This window comes from Paraburkholderia sp. BR10872 (assembly GCF_040965835.1).
Classification (GTDB): domain Bacteria; phylum Pseudomonadota; class Gammaproteobacteria; order Burkholderiales; family Burkholderiaceae; genus Paraburkholderia; species Paraburkholderia nodosa_A.
Map to the genome: position 1 here is coordinate 26,371 of NZ_JBFRCN010000065.1, position 15,780 is coordinate 42,150.

11 protein-coding genes are annotated in these 15,780 nt (G+C 66.2%); 5 read left to right on the top strand and 6 right to left on the bottom strand.

Going from position 1 to position 15,780, the window contains the following annotated elements:
• Nucleotides 1-52 precede the first annotated feature (52 nt).
• Nucleotides 53-802 (top strand): response regulator, encoded by a 750-nt coding sequence (locus AB4Y43_RS34820; protein ID WP_368618273.1) that lies wholly within the window; start codon nt 53-55, stop codon nt 800-802.
• Here AB4Y43_RS34820 and AB4Y43_RS34825 read toward each other — a convergent pair.
• The 3 genes from AB4Y43_RS34825 to AB4Y43_RS34835 all read right to left on the bottom strand — a co-directional run bounded on the left by AB4Y43_RS34825 (nt 789) and on the right by AB4Y43_RS34835 (nt 7,848).
• Nucleotides 789-1,691, bottom strand: coding sequence for a transglutaminase N-terminal domain-containing protein (locus AB4Y43_RS34825; RefSeq protein WP_368618272.1), 903 nt, complete (start codon nt 1,689-1,691; stop codon nt 789-791). The two genes, AB4Y43_RS34820 and AB4Y43_RS34825, sit on opposite strands and share 14 nt — an antisense overlap.
• Complete coding sequence (locus AB4Y43_RS34830; protein ID WP_368618271.1) at nt 1,688-4,321, bottom strand: circularly permuted type 2 ATP-grasp protein; 2,634 nt, start codon at nt 4,319-4,321, stop codon at nt 1,688-1,690. The genes AB4Y43_RS34825 and AB4Y43_RS34830 overlap by 4 nt, the downstream gene beginning before the upstream one ends.
• Before the next feature lie 77 nt (nt 4,322-4,398).
• Nucleotides 4,399-7,848: a DUF2126 domain-containing protein gene (locus AB4Y43_RS34835; RefSeq protein ID WP_368729848.1), complete on the bottom strand. Its 3,450-nt coding sequence runs from the start codon at nt 7,846-7,848 to the stop codon at nt 4,399-4,401.
• Between the two features lie 173 nt (nt 7,849-8,021).
• Between AB4Y43_RS34835 and AB4Y43_RS34840 the strand changes: the two genes are divergently transcribed.
• Entirely contained in the window at nt 8,022-9,095 is a 1,074-nt protein-coding gene (locus tag AB4Y43_RS34840) for a putative zinc-binding metallopeptidase (protein ID WP_368729849.1), read from the top strand.
• 37 nt (nt 9,096-9,132) lie between these two features.
• On the opposite strand, the gene AB4Y43_RS34845 is transcribed toward AB4Y43_RS34840, so the two are convergent.
• Together AB4Y43_RS34845 and AB4Y43_RS34850 are read right to left on the bottom strand one after the other, a co-directional pair.
• On the bottom strand, nt 9,133-10,581 hold the full coding sequence (locus tag AB4Y43_RS34845; RefSeq protein ID WP_256094612.1) for a circularly permuted type 2 ATP-grasp protein: 1,449 nt from the start codon (nt 10,579-10,581) through the stop codon (nt 9,133-9,135).
• A 157-nt stretch (nt 10,582-10,738) separates the two neighbouring features.
• Nucleotides 10,739-11,398, bottom strand: coding sequence for a glutathione S-transferase family protein (locus AB4Y43_RS34850; protein WP_368729850.1), 660 nt, complete (start codon nt 11,396-11,398; stop codon nt 10,739-10,741).
• A 265-nt stretch (nt 11,399-11,663) separates the two neighbouring features.
• Here AB4Y43_RS34850 and AB4Y43_RS34855 point away from each other — a divergent pair, with 265 nt between their 5' ends.
• On the top strand, nt 11,664-13,004 hold the full coding sequence (locus tag AB4Y43_RS34855) for a polyhydroxyalkanoate depolymerase (protein WP_368729851.1): 1,341 nt from the start codon (nt 11,664-11,666) through the stop codon (nt 13,002-13,004).
• Nucleotides 13,005-13,023: 19 nt separating this feature from the next.
• Here the strand turns inward: AB4Y43_RS34855 and AB4Y43_RS34860 are convergent, their stop codons facing one another.
• Complete coding sequence (locus AB4Y43_RS34860) at nt 13,024-13,461, bottom strand: cupin domain-containing protein (RefSeq protein WP_342948642.1); 438 nt, start codon at nt 13,459-13,461, stop codon at nt 13,024-13,026.
• Between the two features lie 207 nt (nt 13,462-13,668).
• Between AB4Y43_RS34860 and AB4Y43_RS34865 the strand changes: the two genes are divergently transcribed.
• Entirely contained in the window at nt 13,669-14,781 is a 1,113-nt protein-coding gene (locus AB4Y43_RS34865; RefSeq protein WP_069263165.1) for a BMP family ABC transporter substrate-binding protein, read from the top strand.
• 26 nt (nt 14,782-14,807) lie between these two features.
• Nucleotides 14,808-15,344 (top strand): nucleoside deaminase, encoded by a 537-nt coding sequence (locus AB4Y43_RS34870; RefSeq protein WP_368729852.1) that lies wholly within the window; start codon nt 14,808-14,810, stop codon nt 15,342-15,344.
• Nucleotides 15,345-15,780 lie beyond the last annotated feature (436 nt).

Consider the following 15,780-nt stretch of genomic DNA (forward strand, 5'->3'; position numbering starts at 1 on the left):
CGTGCGCGGGATCGGAATGGAAGACGCGCATCTCAGAGGAAGGGACAGGTCGATGGACATCCACGTGCTGCTTGTCGAGCCCGATCAGGCGTATCGGGACGACCTGCGTACTTATTTGCAGCGTCAGCAGATCGCGGTGTCGGTGCTGTATGGTGTCGAGCGGCTGGAGCAGCGTCTCGCGCGAGAAACGCCCTCGCTCATCATTCTGCGGCACGATGCGCTCAAGATCGACGGCATTGCAGCGCTGCGCACGCTGCGTGAACGCGGATGGCTGACGCCCGCCATCATCGTGAGCCAGTCCGCCGACGTGGCCGACAAGGTGCTCGCCTTCGAATTCGGCGCCAACGACTACATGGTCGATCCGTTCGACCCGCGCGAACTGCTCGCACGCCTGCACCATGCATTGCGTTGCAAGATCGATTACCCCGCGTCGCCGCGCAGGGAGACGAAGTACGTCTTCGACGGATTCGAACTCGACGCCATCGATAATCAACTGTTCAGGGACGGCCTCAAGATTCCTGCCCCGCCGCTGGTGCTCGCCGTGCTCGCGGTGTTCGCTGCGAACCGCCTGCGGCCGCTTTCGCGCGAGCGCATCGTGAGCATGATCGATCGCAATTCGTCGCTTCACGCGCGCAGCGTCGACGTTGTCGTCTTTCGTCTGCGCAAGCTGCTTGGCCTGTCGCCTTGCGGCCGCCAATATATTCAAACGCGTTACAGGGATGGTTATGTTTTTTGCCCTGACGACGCGCTTGCCGATCTGGACCTCGCTGCCAGCGTAAGCGCGGCAGTCAATCCGCGCTGACATTGACCGCGACATCCACCTGATGCGCGCCCCCGCCGAGGATGACGCCGCGCAGGAGCGACACGTCGGTGTAATCGCGGCCGATGGCGAGCGTGACGTGGCCCTGGTCGGCGAGCACGTCATTGGTCGGATCGAGGTCGATCCAGCCGGCAGAGGGCGCAGACGGCACCGAAGGCACGTAGAGCGACACCCACGCATGCGAGGCGTCCGCGCCGATCATCGGTTGGGCGCCTTCAGGCGGGTCATTGCGCAGATAGCCGCTCACGTAGCGCACGGCTAGCCCGATCGAGCGCAAGCAGCCGATCATCACCTGGGCGAAATCCTGACACACGCCATGGCGCAGTTCGAAGGCGCGCGCGGCGGGCGTGTCGAACGACGTTGCCGAGGGGCGGTACGCGAAATCGGCGTGGATGCGATGCATCAGGTCGATCGCGCCGGCCAGAACCGGGGCGTCGGGCCCAAAACTCTCCAGCGCGTAGGCGCGCAATTCCGGCAGCAACGCGATATTCGGCGAGGCGAAACAAAATTCGGACTCCGCATGGAAGGCTTCCCCCGCCGTGTAACGCAGCATGTGCGCGACGTCTTCCCAGGCCGGCGTGCCGTCTGCGTCGAGCGTCGCGTAGCGCGGCGAGAGCAGCACGCTCGTTTCGCTCGTCATCTGCAGATAGTCGTGCGGCGCGTCGAACGAGAAGTAGAGCACCTCGTTGCCGAAGGCGTCGCGGCGGCTCGTCTGATACGACGGTGCGGGTTCGATACGCTCGCGGTGCGCGAGCACGCGCTGCCAGGGAAGGTCGAGCGGGCGGATGGTCGCGAGATGCTGGGCGGTCTCGACGAGCGTCGAATAGCGGTAGGTCGTGCGGTGCGTGACCGCGAGGCGGGTGCCGTTCATGACCAGACCTGCGCGGCGAGCGGCACGGCGTGGCTGAACCAGCGCGCGCTGATCTCGTTCGACATCGCGGCCATACGCTCGGCGAGACTGTCGCACAGTGCGGTGAGCGCGGGGTAGCGGCCGTCTTCGCCGGGCTCGCAGAGCGCCTCCAGCGTCGGCAGTGCCTCGATGGGCGCGAGCTGCGAGGCGAACGGCTCGCGCTTCGGGCCGCGCGCCGCCTGGGCGATTTCGTCGAGTCGCGCGCGCAGCCGCGCGTAGACGCCGTAGAGGCCGCGCGGATTGGTCGGGTCGGTCACGATCACGTCGAGCAGGGCCGGCACTTCGAGTCGCCCCGGATACAGCGAGCGATACGTGAGCGTGCTGTCGAACAGTTGCAGCAGCACGTCGAAGCCCGCGGGCGTGGCGAGCGTGCGTTCGTGCGCGGCGATGCGAAGCATGGTGGCCAACGCGGCCACGCGCTCGATATGGCGCCCCGCGAACAGCAGGCGCCAGGCTTCGTCGCGGGTCATGCGGTCGCCCTGGCAGCCGCTGATGGCGCTCAACTGTGTTGCGAGCGCATCGAGCGCGCCCATCAGCGCCATGCGGTCGTACGGCGTGGGACGCCGGAATTCGATCGCCGCTCCCTGACGCGCGGCCGCAGGCACGAGTGAAAGCGCCTGAAGCGCATCGCGGAAGTCGTTGCGCGAGGCAAGCACGGTACGCCAGTGATCGTTCGACAGCCGGCCGCGAATCTCACCGCACGCATACGCCTGGCTCGCGAGCGTGCGGCCGATGCCCGTTGCGCCGGCATTTTCGTGCAGATTGGCCACGAGTGAGCGCTCGAAGTCGTCGAGGCTGCGCCGGGCTTCGCTGACTGTGGCGGGCACGAGTCCGTTGGCGGCGGCCAGTTCGACGAAGGTGCCGAACAACTCTTCGGCGTCGCTGCCTTCGAGCGAGCCGAGAATCAGCCGGCACAGGCGCACGCCGTTTTCGGCGCGCTCGCCGTAACGCCCGGCCCAGAACAGGTTCTCCGCCGAACGGCTCGGCACGCGGCGGCGCTCGCGGCGCAACTCGCCGGGCTTGATGGGGCTCGGCAGGAGCGTGAAGGTCGATCCGGGCTGGCTCGACAGCACCCAGGTATCCACGCTGCTGCCGCCCATCTGCATCGACACGGATTCCTGATGTTCGGCCGCGAGGCGCGTGAAGCCGCCAGGCAGCACGCGCCAGCCGTATTCCTGATCGGCAATCGCGTAGACGCGCAGCCCGGCGGGCCGCGCGCCGAGCATGCCCGCGCCGGTCTCGTAGCGCGGCGTATAGCTGTAGCGCAGCGGCTGCTGGACCGTGAAGGCGTCGGGCAACTGCTCGATGCGCTCGCGCCAGTCGGCGAGCGTTTGCACGCCGGCGGCGAGTCCGGGCGGCGCGGACGACCCGTTCGCCGCGCCGGGCCACGTCGGCACGAGCAGCGCCTCGGGCACCTGCGCGAGCGCGTCGCGCCAGGCCGCGTCTTCGCCGCACCACCAGGTCGCGATGCCGGGCAGCGCAAGCTCCTCGCCGAGCAGCGCCCGGGCGATGCCGGGCATGAAGCCGTGCAGCGCGGGCGATTCGACGAAGCCCGCGCCGGGCACGTTCGAGACCATCACGTTGCCCGCGCGCATGACCTGTAGCAGTCCCGGTACGCCAATGGTCGAGTCGGCGCGAAGCTCGACCGGGTCGCAAAACGTATCGTCGAGGCGGCGCAGCACGGCGTGCACGCGCTCCAGCCCGTCCAGCGTCTTCAGGTACAGCATGTCGTCGCGCACCGTGAGGTCCTTGCCCTCGACGAGCGTGAGGCCGAGGTAGCGCGCGAGGAACACGTGCTCGAAGTAAGTCTCGCTGAACGGCCCCGGCGTGAGCAGCACGATATGCGCGGACGCGCCGCTCACGCTGCGCTCGTCGGCGCTCATGATCGCGCGTGCGGCCGCCGCGAGCGTGGCGATGAGCTGCGAATAGGACGGTGCGAGACGATGCACCCGCATGGTGCGAAACGGCTCGGCGAAGAGGCTCGAGACGATGAGCCGGTTTTCCAGCAGATAGCCGAGCCCCGAGGGCGCTTCCGTGCGGTGCGAGACGACGGTCCACTGACCTTCGGGCGAGCGCGCGAGGTCGAGCGCGACGATCTGCAAGTACTGGCGGTCGGCCGGCACGAAGCCTTTCACCGCACGCAGATAGCCCGGGTGGCCGAACACCAGCGCGGGCGGCAGCAGGCCGCGCGCGAGCAGCGTTTGCGGCCCGTAGATATCGGCGACGATCTCGTTGAGCAGGCGCGCGCGCTGCGCGGCGCCGCGCTCGATCTGCGCCCATTCGGCTTCGTCGATGATGAACGGCAGCACGTCGAGCGCCCACGGGCGCGGGCCGCCCGCGTCCGCATAGACGTTATAGGTGATGTCGTTCTCTCGCACCTGGCGCGCGACCGACGCCGCGGCGCCGTCGAAACCCGCCACGCCCGGCTTGCCGAGCTGCCCGAAGAACTGCCGCCACGGCTCGCGCAGCTCGCCTTGCGCCGTCTGCAGCTCGTCCCAGTGACCGGCGCGCACCGGCAGCGTGCGCAGCGGCGCGCCCGCCGGGTCGTCGCTGGCGGAGGAATCGAACGGCAGGGTGGATTGGGTCGGCAAGATCGTGGGTCGGGGCAGCGCGCCTCGCTCGCGAGGCACGCCTTCGGTTAGGGCGCTTGACGGGTTATCGGCCGCAATCAGCCGCAGCGTAGATCCAGTGTGAACGGAAACTCGAGGCTGCGCTCGGGGGGCGCCACTTCCACGGGCCCCGGCGTGTGGCCGGTCGTGAAGAAGCGCGCGCGCCGCCGGCTCTCGGCCTCGTAGGCGTTGACCGGAAACGTCTGATAACTGCGGCCGCCCGGATGCGCAACATGATACTGGCATCCGCCGATCGCGCGCGCACTCCAGGTGTCGACGATATCGATCGTGAGCGGCGCGTGCACGCCGATGGTCGGATGCAGCGACGCCGCCTGTTGCCACGCGCGAAACCGCACGCCCGCCACGCTCTCGCTTACGCGTCCGGTCGGCTGAAGCGGCAGCGCGTGGCCGTTCACGCTCACGACGTGGCGGCTCTCGTTGATGCCGAGCACCCGCACTTCGAGCCGCTCGACCGACGAATCGACATAGCGCACCGTCGTGCCGGCTCCGCCTTCTTCGCCCATCACGTGCCACGGTTCGAGCGCATGGCGCACCGAGAGCGCAATGCCGCTCGTCTGCAGCTCGCCGACCAGCGGGAAGCGGAATTCGAAGTGCGGCGCGAACCAGGCGGGATCGAGCGCGAATCCCGCTGCGGACGTTTCGGCGAGCACGTCGTCGAAATCCATCTGCACGAAGGTCGAGAGCATGAAGCGGTCGTGCAGCTCGGTGCCCCAGCGCGTGAGGCGCTGCGTGTATGGCGTCTTCCAGAAGCGCGCGACGAGCGCGCGCAGCAGCAGTTGCTGTGCGAGGCTCATGCGCGCGTGCGGCGGCATTTCGAAGCCGCGCAGCTCGAGCAGGCCGAGGCGGCCGGTCGGGCCGTCGGGCGAGTAGAGCTTGTCGATGCAGAACTCGGCGCGATGCGTGTTGCCGGTCACGTCGATGAGGATGTTGCGCAGCGTGCGGTCGATGAGCCAGGGCGGCACGCGCGGGCCATCGTCGAAGGGGCTCCCGAAGCCGCGCAGCAGATCGACCTGGCGCTGGATCTCGGCGAACGCGACTTCCAGTTCGTAGACCTGATCGTTGCGCGCTTCGTCCACGCGCGGCGCCTGGCTCGTCGGCCCGATGAAGAGGCCCGAAAACAGGTACGACAGCGAGGGATGGTTGTGCCAGTAGGCCACGAGGCTCGCAAGCAGGTCGGGGCGGCGCAGGAACGGGCTGTCGGCGGGCGTGGCGCCGCCGAGCACGAGGTGATTGCCGCCGCCGGTGCCGGTGTGCCGGCCGTCGAGCATGAACTTCTCGGTGGAAAGCAGCGTTTCGTGCGCGGCCTGATAAAGGAATTCGGTGCGCTCGACCAGTTCGTCCCAGTTCGACGACGGGTGGATGTTCACCTCGATCACGCCGGGGTCGGGCGTGACCTGGAGCATCTTCAGGCGCGCGTCGCGCGGCGGCGGATAGCCTTCGATCACGACGGGCAGCGCCAGCTCGGCGGCGGTGGTTTCGACGGCGGCCAGCAGATCGAGGTAATCGTCGAGTTCGGCGAGCGGCGGCATGAACACGTGAAGCTGGCCTTGCGCGCGGCCAAAGGAGGCGGCTTCGGCTTTTGGCCCGGCGGCGCGCGCGGGGTCGCGTGCTTCGACGCACAGCGCGGTGCGGTGGATCCAGGCGGCGGATTCGCCGCGCTCCGGATAGCGGTTTGTTTCAGGTCCGTTCGCGCTTCCCGTGCCCTCCACCTGACGCGATCGCGCGCTGGCATCGAAGCCTGTTTCGTACTGCATGCGAAGCTCGGCGGCACTGCGCAGCGGCGCCGGGGCGGAGAACGGATCGCGGGAATGCTGCCACGGGTAGTCGCCCTCTGCGACCCACGGCAGCGAATCGAGCGGCAGACGGTAGCCCATCGGCGAGTCGCCGGGGAGGAGGTACATGCGCGCGTCGCGGAAGAACCACGGGCCGCTCACCCAGCGCGGGCCCTGCAGGGCGGGTTGGGCCGCAGGCAGCTCGCCGCGCTCGCACGCGAGCGGCAGCACGTAGCCGGTGACGGTATCGAGGCCCGCGTCGAACACGCGGCGCAGCCGCATGCGTTCGAGCTCGTCGTCGAGGCGCGAGTCGAACGGATCGACGTTCACGGGCAGCCGGCGCTCGCGCCACAGGTAATACCAGGTGTCCTCGTAGCCGGGCTGCACGTGTTGTGGATCGACCGCGAGCTTCGCCGCGAGGTGTTCGATGAAGCGCTGCGCGTCCTGGGCCGTGTGGTGGGTCGGCGAGCGCTCGTCGGCGAAGAGCGCGGGATCGCGCCAGCACGGTTCGCCGTCCGCGCGCCAGAAGAGCGAAAGCGCCCAGCGCGGCAACTGCTCGCCCGGATACCACTTGCCCTGGCCGATATGCAGAAAGCCCAGCGCGCCATAGTGCGCGCGCAGCTTGTCCATCAGCGCGATGGCGTAGCGGCGCTTGGTCGGGCCGAGCGCATCGGTGTTCCATTCGGGCGCGTCGCGGTCGCCCGCCGCCACGAAGGTCGGCTCGCCGCCCATCGTGAGGCGCACGTCCTGGTTGGCGAGCGCGGCGTCCACCTGGACACCTATGGCGTGCATGTCGGCCCATTGCGCTTCGGTGTAGGGCTTTGTCACACGCGGCGTTTCGAGCACGCGCGAGATCGACATCGAATGCGAGAACTCGACTTCGCATTCGTCGAGCGCGCCCGAGATCGGCGCCGCGCTGCCGGGCTCCGGGGTGCACGCCACCGGAATATGGCCTTCGCCCGCGAGCAGGCCCGAGGTCGGATCGAGCCCGATCCAGCCCGCGCCGGGCAGATAGACCTCGCACCAGGCGTGCAGATCGGTGAAGTCGGCCTCGGCGCCGCGCGGGCCGTCGATCGCCTTGACGTCGGGCGTGAGCTGCAGCAGATAGCCCGACACGAAGCGCGCCGCGAGCCCGAGCTGACGCAGCGTCTGCACGAGCAGCCAGCCCGTGTCGCGGCAGGAGCCGGAGCCTTTCTCCAGCGTTTCCTCGGGCGTCTGCACACCCGGCTCCATGCGGATCAGGTAGCCGATCTCGCGTTGCAGGCGCTGGTTCAGATCGACGAGGAAGTCGATGGTCACGCGCGGCGTGCGATCGATCGTCTCGACGAACGCGGCGAAGCGCGGCGTCGGCTCGCTGTGCGCGAGATATGGCGCCAGCTCCGCGGCCAGCTCGGGCGCGTACGTGAACGGGAAGCGCTCGGCGCTCGGTTCGAGAAAGAAGTCGAACGGGTTGTAGACCGCCATTTCCGCGACGAGATCGATCGTGACGCGGAATTCGCGCGTCGGCTCGGGAAACGCGAGCCGCGCCTGATAGTTGGCGAAAGGGTCCTGCTGCCAGTTGACGAAATGACCGGCGGGTTCCACGCGCATCGAGTACGAGAGGATAGGCGTGCGGCAGTGCGGCGCGGGGCGCAGGCGCACCACGTGTGGCGCGAGGCGCACGAGCCGGTCATAGCGATACTGCGTGACATGGTTTAACGCGACACGGATGGACACACCCGACTCCTCGATCGACGTGGATGGAACGGCTGAAAAGGCGCACGGCGCAGCGTGCCTATGATGCGCATGGCGCGAGTGCAGGATGTGACAGCGGCGGCCACGCGAGTGCGAGGCACGCGGCGTGCTGCGCGAGGCACAGCGGAACGCGCGGCCATCACGGGAATGCGGCAATGAAGACCTTTCACTGCGATCACTGCAATCAGCTGGTGTTTTTCGAAAACGAGCGCTGCGAGCGATGCGAGGCGCGCCTCGGCTATGTGCCGCAGACGGGGGAGATGCACGCGTTCGAGGATGCGGGCGGGGGGCGCTGGCGCAGCCTGAGTGCGCAGGCAAACGGTGCGCTCTTTCGTCAGTGCCACAACTACGCAGTCGAAAAGGTCTGCAACGGCATGATTCCGGCCGATTGCGACGACACGCTTTGCCGCGCCTGCCAGTTCACGCGCACGATTCCCGACCTCTCGCGGCCCGAGAACCGTCTTTACTGGTATCGCCTCGAGACGGCCAAGCGGCGCCTGCTCTACACGCTGGGGGCGCTCGGCCTGCCGCTCGTCACGCGCGCCGAAGACCCGGAACACGGCCTGCAATTCGAGTTTCTCGAAGAGACGGGCGACGGCCAGCGCATCATGACGGGCCACGATCACGGGCTCATCACGATGAACATCGCCGAGGCCGACGACGCGCATCGCGAGCGCACGCGCATTTCGCTGCACGAGCCGTATCGCACCTTGCTGGGGCATTTTCGCCACGAGGTCGGCCACTACTATTTCGATCGTCTCATCGCGCAGGAGCCGACGGGGCGTTGGCGCGAACCGTTTCGCCGCCGCTTCGGCGACGAGCGCGCCGACTATGCCGCCGCGCTCGCCGCGCACTACGCCGACGGCCCCGCGCCCGACTGGGCCGAGCGCCACGTGAGCGCGTATGCGTCGGTGCATCCGTGGGAGGACTGGGCCGAGACGTGGGCGCATTACCTGCATATCGTCGATACGCTCGATACGGCCACGGCCTGCGGCCTCGCGCTGCTGCCCGAAAGCCCCGACGAGCCCACGCTGGTCGACCAGACGCCGGTGGACGAGGCGAGCTTCGACAGCCTGCTGGCGCGCTGGTTTCCGCTCACCTACGCGCTGAACAGCCTGAACCGCAGCCTTGGCATGCCCGACGGCTACCCGTTCGCGCTGGCTTCGCCCGTCATCGACAAATTGCGCTTCGTTCATCGCGTGATCTCGGCTTCGTCTTCGCGGTCGTGAACGTCCACGCGCCGCGCGAGTTCGTTGAGGCGCCGGCTCAGCGCTCCAGCACCCAGGTGTCCTTCGTGCCGCCGCCCTGCGAGGAATTGACCACGAGCGAGCCCTCGCGCAGCGCGACCCGCGTGAGCCCGCCCGGCACCATGCGCACTTCCTTGCCCGAGAGCACGAACGGACGCAGGTCGATGTGGCGCGGCGCGACGCCCGTTTCGACCCACGTCGGGCAGGTGGAAAGCGAGAGCGTGGGCTGCGCGATGTACTTGTCCGGGTTCGCGACCAGCGCCGCGCGAAACGCCTCGATCTCGGCGCGCGTGGCAGCGGGACCGATCAGCATGCCGTAGCCGCCCGCGCCGTGCGTTTCCTTCACGACCAGCTCCGGCAGATGGTCGAGCACGTAGCGCAGGTCGTCGGCCTTGCGGCACATCCACGTGGGCACGTTCTTGAGCAGCGGCTCCTCGCCCAGATAGAAGCGCACCATGTCCGGCACGTAGGGGTAGATCGACTTGTCGTCGGCGACGCCCGTGCCCACCGCGTTGCACAGCGTCACGTTGCCCTTGCGGTAGACGTTCATGAGGCCCGCCGCGCCGAGCGCCGAATCGGACCGGAAAACGTGCGGATCGAGAAAGTCGTCGTCCACGCGCCGGTAGATCACGTCCACGCGCTGCGGGCCCTTCGTGGTGCGCATATAGAGGTGATCGTTCTCGACGAACAGGTCCTGGCCTTCCACGAGCTCGATGCCCATTTGCTGCGCGAGGAACGCGTGCTCGAAGTAGGCCGAGTTGTACATGCCGGGCGTGAGCAGTACGACCGTCGGATTGTCGGTGCCGGGCGGCGCGGCGGCGCGCAGCGTGTCGAGCAGCAGGTCGGGGTAGTGCGCAACGGGCGCCACGCGATTGCGCACGAACAGATCGGGAAAGAGCCGCATCATCATCTTGCGGTTTTCCAGCATGTACGAGACGCCGGAGGGCACGCGCAGGTTGTCCTCGAGCACGTAGAACTCGCCCTCGCCGGCGCGCACGATGTCGATGCCCGCGATATGCGCATAGATGTCGTGCGCGACGTGCACGCCCTGCATCTCGGGGCGGTATTGCGCGTTGCGCAGGATCTGGTCGGCTGGCACGATGCCGCGCTTGACGATCTCCTGCTCGTGATAGATGTCGTGGATGAAGCGGTTGAGCGCGTTCACGCGCTGGCGCAGGCCGCGCTCGAGCGTGTTCCACTCCTGGCGCTGGAAGATGCGCGGGATCACGTCGAACGGAATCGTGCGCTCGGTGCCCGCACCCGTTATGTCCTTTTCGCCATAAACGGCGAAGGTGATGCCCACACGCCGGAAGATGGCATCGGCTTCGGCGCGCTTCTTGAGCATCTGCTGCTCGCTCTGCCTGCGCATCCAGGCGAAGAATTCGCGGTAGTGGGCGCGCGGCTCGCCGGCCTGCGCGAACGCCGTGGCGGCGAGGCCGCGAACGTCGAAATCCCCGTACTCGAACATCTCGTTGAAGGCTGTTGGCTTCATGTGCGTTTTTTCCGTTCGCTGCCTTTTTGCGCGCGATTGTTCGTGTTTATTCGTGCCGGGCTGGGTAGGGGCAATGCAACTTCCATGCCGAATGCCGCGGCACGACATGCTCGATGTTGGTGCGCGGCGACGCTCAGAACTCCATATCGAGTTCGTCGATGTCCTCCGTTTCCGACTGGGCCGCCGCGATCCATTCGGCGACGTACGGCTGCTTGAGCACGCGCATGGAGTAGTCGCCGATGTCGGGGTCGATCGGCACGTCATAGGTGAGCAGGCGCGTGACGACGGGCGCATACATCGCATCCGCCGCGCCGATCTCGCCGAAGAGCCAGGGGCCACCGTACTTCTGCAGGCATTCGCGCCAGATAGTCACGATGCGCGCGATGTCGTCCTGCGCACGCGACCAGACGCGAAAGTTCGGAAAGTGGCCGCGCAGGTTCATCGGCAGGGCGGAGCGCAGGGCGCTGAAGCCCGAATGCATTTCCCCGCACACCGAGCGGCAGTGCGCGCGCGCCGTGCGGTCCGCGGGCAACAGCTGCGCCTGCGGCTGGATCTCGTTGAGGTACTCGCAAATCGCGAGCGTGTCCCAGACCGTGATGCTGTCGTGGCGCAGGCAGGGAACGAGGATCGAAGGCGAGAGCAGCAGCAGTTCGGCGCGCGTGGCCGCGTCGTCGAGCGGCACCGTCACCGTGTCGAATTCGAGTCCGGCGAGTCTGGCAAGCAGCCAGCCGCGCATGGACCACGACGAATAGTTCCGGCTGCTGATCGTCAGGGTCGTATTCGTCTGACTCATCGAGTGCTCCTGAACGGTGAGGACATGGCGGCTAACAGTGCGACGCGCAGGAACCCGCATGCACCGAATGCGCGCATCGCACCTGCATGCACCGCTCGCGCCGATTCGACGCACTACATTGCAGCATGCAGGAAGGCGCAACCGCCGCTTTGTGCGAAGCGCCCGCGCGCCTGGCCGTGCAGGTGCAAGCACTGTGCCAATGAACGTTTCTGGCATACGTATTGCCTGCTTCGCTTCGCGTTCAAAACAATCGAGAGCTGCGCCCATGAACCTGCTCGCCTATCTTGCCTACCAGACGATCGCGGACTTGACGAGGTTCGGGCGCGCCGGCGCGTCGTTCTCGCGCGCGGCGCTCGCGGCGTGGCCTGCGCTCGCGTGTGGCTTCGACGCGCGCTATCTCGACGCCTGGTGGGAGCAGATCGAGCTTGCCGGGCTCTCGCACGCGCGGCCGCCGTTCGAAATCGATGGGGTGGAGGTGGATGGCGTGCGCACGCCGGTGACGGAAGCCGTCGTCAAGCGCACGCCGTTCGCCTCGCTGCTGCACTTTCGCAAGGACGTCGCCACGCCACAGCCGCGCGTGCTGCTCGTCGCGCCGATGTCGGGGCACTTCGCGACGCTGCTGCGCGGGACCGTGCGCACCATGCTCGCCGACCACGACGTCTATATCACCGACTGGCACAACCCGCGCGACGTGCCCTTGTCGGCGGGGCGCTTCGGTTTTGACGAATACGTCGAGCACGTCATGTCCTTCATTCGGAGAGTCGGCCCCGATGCGCATCTGGTGGCGATCTGCCAGCCGACGGTCGCGGCGCTCGCGGCCGTCTCGCTGATGGCCGCCGACAACGATCCCGCGCAGCCCGCGAGCATGACGCTGATGGCGGGACCGATCGATTGCCGCGTGAATCCCACCAAGGTCAACGAACTCGCCAACAGCAAGCCGATCAAGTGGTTCGAGCGCAATCTCATCAGCGCGGTGCCAGGCGGTTTTCCGGGCGCGCAGCGGCGTGTATATCCTGGCTTCGTGCAGCTCAGCGCGTTCATGTCGATGAACCTCCAGCGCCATCTCGCTTCGTTCGAGGAGATGCGCCACGAGCGGGCGAAGGGCGACCCCACGAGAGCGGATGCGCTCAACGTGTTCTATCGCGAGTATTTCGCCACGTCCGATCTCACGGCCGAGTTCTACCTGGAAACGGTCAGCTCGGTGTTTCAGGAATACGCCCTGCCGTTAGGCAAGCTCAAGGTGGGCGAGCGTCTCGTGGAACCGCACGCGATCCGCCGCACCGCGCTGCTCACGATCGAAGGCGAGAAGGACGACATCTGCGCGGTTGGCCAGACCGTGGCCGCCCATGACCTGTGCCGGGGGCTGCGCCCCTATATGAAGACGCATCATGTGCAGACGGGCGTGGGTCACTACGGCGTATTCAACGGCCGTCGCTGGGACACGCAGATCTATCCGCTGGTGCGTTCGACCATTCACGACCACGAGCCGCGCGCGCGGCGCATCACGGCGCCGGAAGCGATGAGCGACGATCGGGTGACCCTGCGCGCGCTGCTCGATGCCGACGCGCATGCGGCAACGGCAATCAGCCGCGCCGCCGCAACGTAGCCCGACCAGGTCGAGCGCCCTAGATTGCGGGGCTCGCCTGCCAGGGTGTCGGCGCGGGCACGGCGCAGGGCGCTTCCACATCGATCGACTTGAAGTCGGCGGGGCTCACGATTTCGAGGTACTCCATGTCGGGCGAGTAGTCGAAGAGGTAGTGGGCGATGCCCGGCGCCTGATGCACGCAGTCGCCCGCTTCGACGAGCGTTTCCTTGTCGCCGTACATGAAGCGCGCCCAGCCCTTGAGCATGATGACGATATGAAACTCTGCCTCATGCCGGTGCCAGCCCGTGCCCCGTTCCGGCGCAAGATTTGCCCGGACGAGTTGCGCAACCACCTTGCCATGCGTGGCCCTGGCGATGCCCAGGTCGCGATAGACAAAGAAGTCGCGCAGCCCGCCGCCCGTGAATGAAGTGTCCTGCGGCTTGACGTGCGAAAAGTCAGTAGCGAGTGCGGTTTGCATGGCAGGGCTCCGGAGCGCAGCGGTTGAAGGGGCAACGGGTTCGGCAAGCACGACGCGTTCCATCGTGAAGCCATTGGCGATAGCGTGCGCCAACGGCGCGTGGAGCGTTATATCGATTCCGTTATCCATCACATAATGAATCGACATTTCGGCCTCGATTTTGACTGACCACTATTTGACCTTTCCATTCCCTGTTCCGGAGACCACATGGCAACAAGATTCGCTCGCACGTCAGTGCGCTCACTGCGTCTCGTGGCTACGCTGTTCGCCACGCTCGGCGCCTGGGTCGCGTTCGGCCCCACCGCCGCCGCAGCGGCCCCGATGGGCGTCGCCTTCGTCTATCTCGGCAACCCCGGCGACGCAGGCTGGACCTACGCGCATGAACAGGGCGTGAAGGCGATCGAAGCGAAGTTCGGCGACAAGATCAAGGTCACGCGTGTGGAGAACGTGCCCGAATCGGCCGACTCGGAGCGCGTGTTTCGCGATCTCGCGAACAAGGGCAACAAGATTATCGTAGGCTCGAGTTTCGGCTTTCAGGACTTCGAACTGAAGACCGCAAAGGATTATCCCGACGTCGTCTTCGAGCATGCGACAGGGTACAAGAAGGCCGCGAACTTCGCGACCTATGACGTGCGCACGTACCAGAGCGCATATCTGGCCGGCCTCGTTGGCGGCTATACGACGAAGACGAATACGCTCGGCTTCGTCGCCTCGGTGCCGGTGCCCGAAGTAGTGCGCAACATCAACGCCTTCACGATGGGCGCGCGTTCGGTCAATCCGAATGCGAAGGTCAAGGTCATCTGGATCAATAGCTGGTTCGATCCGGGTAAGGAGAAACAGGCCGCCGAAACGTTGATCGGCCAGGGCGCGGACGTGCTGATCCAGAACACCGATTCGACGGCGACGATGCAGACGGCAGAGCAGAAGAAAGTGCATGCGTTCGGATGGGACTCCGACATGAAGAAGTTCGGGCCGAATGCCCAGTTGGGGGCTTGCGTGAGTTACTGGGGCGTCTATTACTCTCACCTGATCGACCAGGTGCAAGCCGGCACGTGGAGCAACACGCCGACGTGGTGGGGCCTCAAGGAAAAAGCCATCGACCTCGCCGACATCAATACCGCAACCGTCTCGCCTGCCGCGCAAAAGGCGCTTGCGCAAAAGCGCGACGACATCATCGCCGGCAAATTCGATCCGTTCGCCGGCCCGATCAAGGATCAGAGCGGTGCGATCAAGGTGGCAGCGGGCACGTCGCTGCCCGACGCCGAGTTGCTGCGGCTGAACTGGTTCGTGCAGGGCGTGGACGGCGCGTTGCCGAAATGAAATTGCCCGCAAGGAGGAGACAAGCTTTGAGCTTGACCATGTCCCCACAACAGAACGCTTCTGAATTCCCCGAGCAAGGGCTCGCGCCGACGCGCGAACAGATCGTCCGCCATTTGCGGCACGCAAGCGTAGTCGCGGAACGCGCGACGCAGTTGGGCCATCACCCGTTTGGCGCCATTCTCGTCGGACCCGATCAGGAATCGGTTCTCATCGAACAGGGCAATGTCGATACCGTCAATCATGCGGAAGCCGTGCTCGCACGCGTCGCCGCCCTCAACTTTACGCCGCAATACTTGTGGAGTTGCACGCTCTATACGACGGTCGAGCCGTGCTGCATGTGCGCGGGCACGGCCTATTGGGCGAACATCGGGCGCGTGGTGTTCGGCATGACGGAAGAGCGGTTGCTGCAGGCCACGGGCGATCACGCGGAGAATCCGACAATGAACGTGTCGTCGCGCTATGTTTTCGATCATTGCCAGAAGCGTGTTGACCTGATCGGGCCCGTAGCGGAGGTCGAAGAGGAAGTGATGCAGGTGCAGCGCAGGTTTTGGGAACACGCTTGAGCCAGAATTTCTGGTCGTAATCACGCGAAATTGCTCTTTAAGTCACCTGACCTATCCTTAACCTACCGGCGTCCAATTGAACAGGAGAAACGCAAATGAAAGCTCGGCGCATCTTTGCAGCCCTGTTGGCTCTATCGCTAGTGCTGGCGCTGCCAGCCACCGCAAGTTACGCATGCGACGGTACGGGTTATAACCAGCCAGGCTCTGGAAAATGAAGCGGTTATGTAATTAGCCGCGTGACTGTGCTTGCCTGGAAAACCGCCACCAAAAATCTTTTTTGCACCGCCGCATCGGGTATGCTCATCCCATCCATCTTGTATCTTTCTGCTCACGGACGGCGGTCATGCAGCCTGATAACCATCATGGGCCTGAAAGCCCGTTAATGAGCATTCGGCGTATGACCGCTACCGTTCTTCGATAAGCCCGAACAGTTGCT

Bases quoted from the DNA above. Each gene is read 5' to 3' on its own strand.
- AB4Y43_RS34820 (WP_368618273.1), top strand. From the start codon at position 53: ATGGACATCCACGTGCTGCTTGTCGAGCCCGATCAGGCGTATCGGGAC.
- AB4Y43_RS34860 (WP_342948642.1), bottom strand. From the start codon at position 13,461: ATGCAAACCGCACTCGCTACTGACTTTTCGCACGTCAAGCCGCAGGAC.
- AB4Y43_RS34850 (WP_368729850.1), bottom strand. From the start codon at position 11,398: ATGAGTCAGACGAATACGACCCTGACGATCAGCAGCCGGAACTATTCG.
- AB4Y43_RS34855 (WP_368729851.1), top strand. From the start codon at position 11,664: ATGAACCTGCTCGCCTATCTTGCCTACCAGACGATCGCGGACTTGACG.
- AB4Y43_RS34865 (WP_069263165.1), top strand. From the start codon at position 13,669: ATGGCAACAAGATTCGCTCGCACGTCAGTGCGCTCACTGCGTCTCGTG.
- AB4Y43_RS34825 (WP_368618272.1), bottom strand. From the start codon at position 1,691: ATGAACGGCACCCGCCTCGCGGTCACGCACCGCACGACCTACCGCTAT.
- AB4Y43_RS34840 (WP_368729849.1), top strand. From the start codon at position 8,022: ATGAAGACCTTTCACTGCGATCACTGCAATCAGCTGGTGTTTTTCGAA.
- AB4Y43_RS34845 (WP_256094612.1), bottom strand. From the start codon at position 10,581: ATGTTCGAGTACGGGGATTTCGACGTTCGCGGCCTCGCCGCCACGGCG.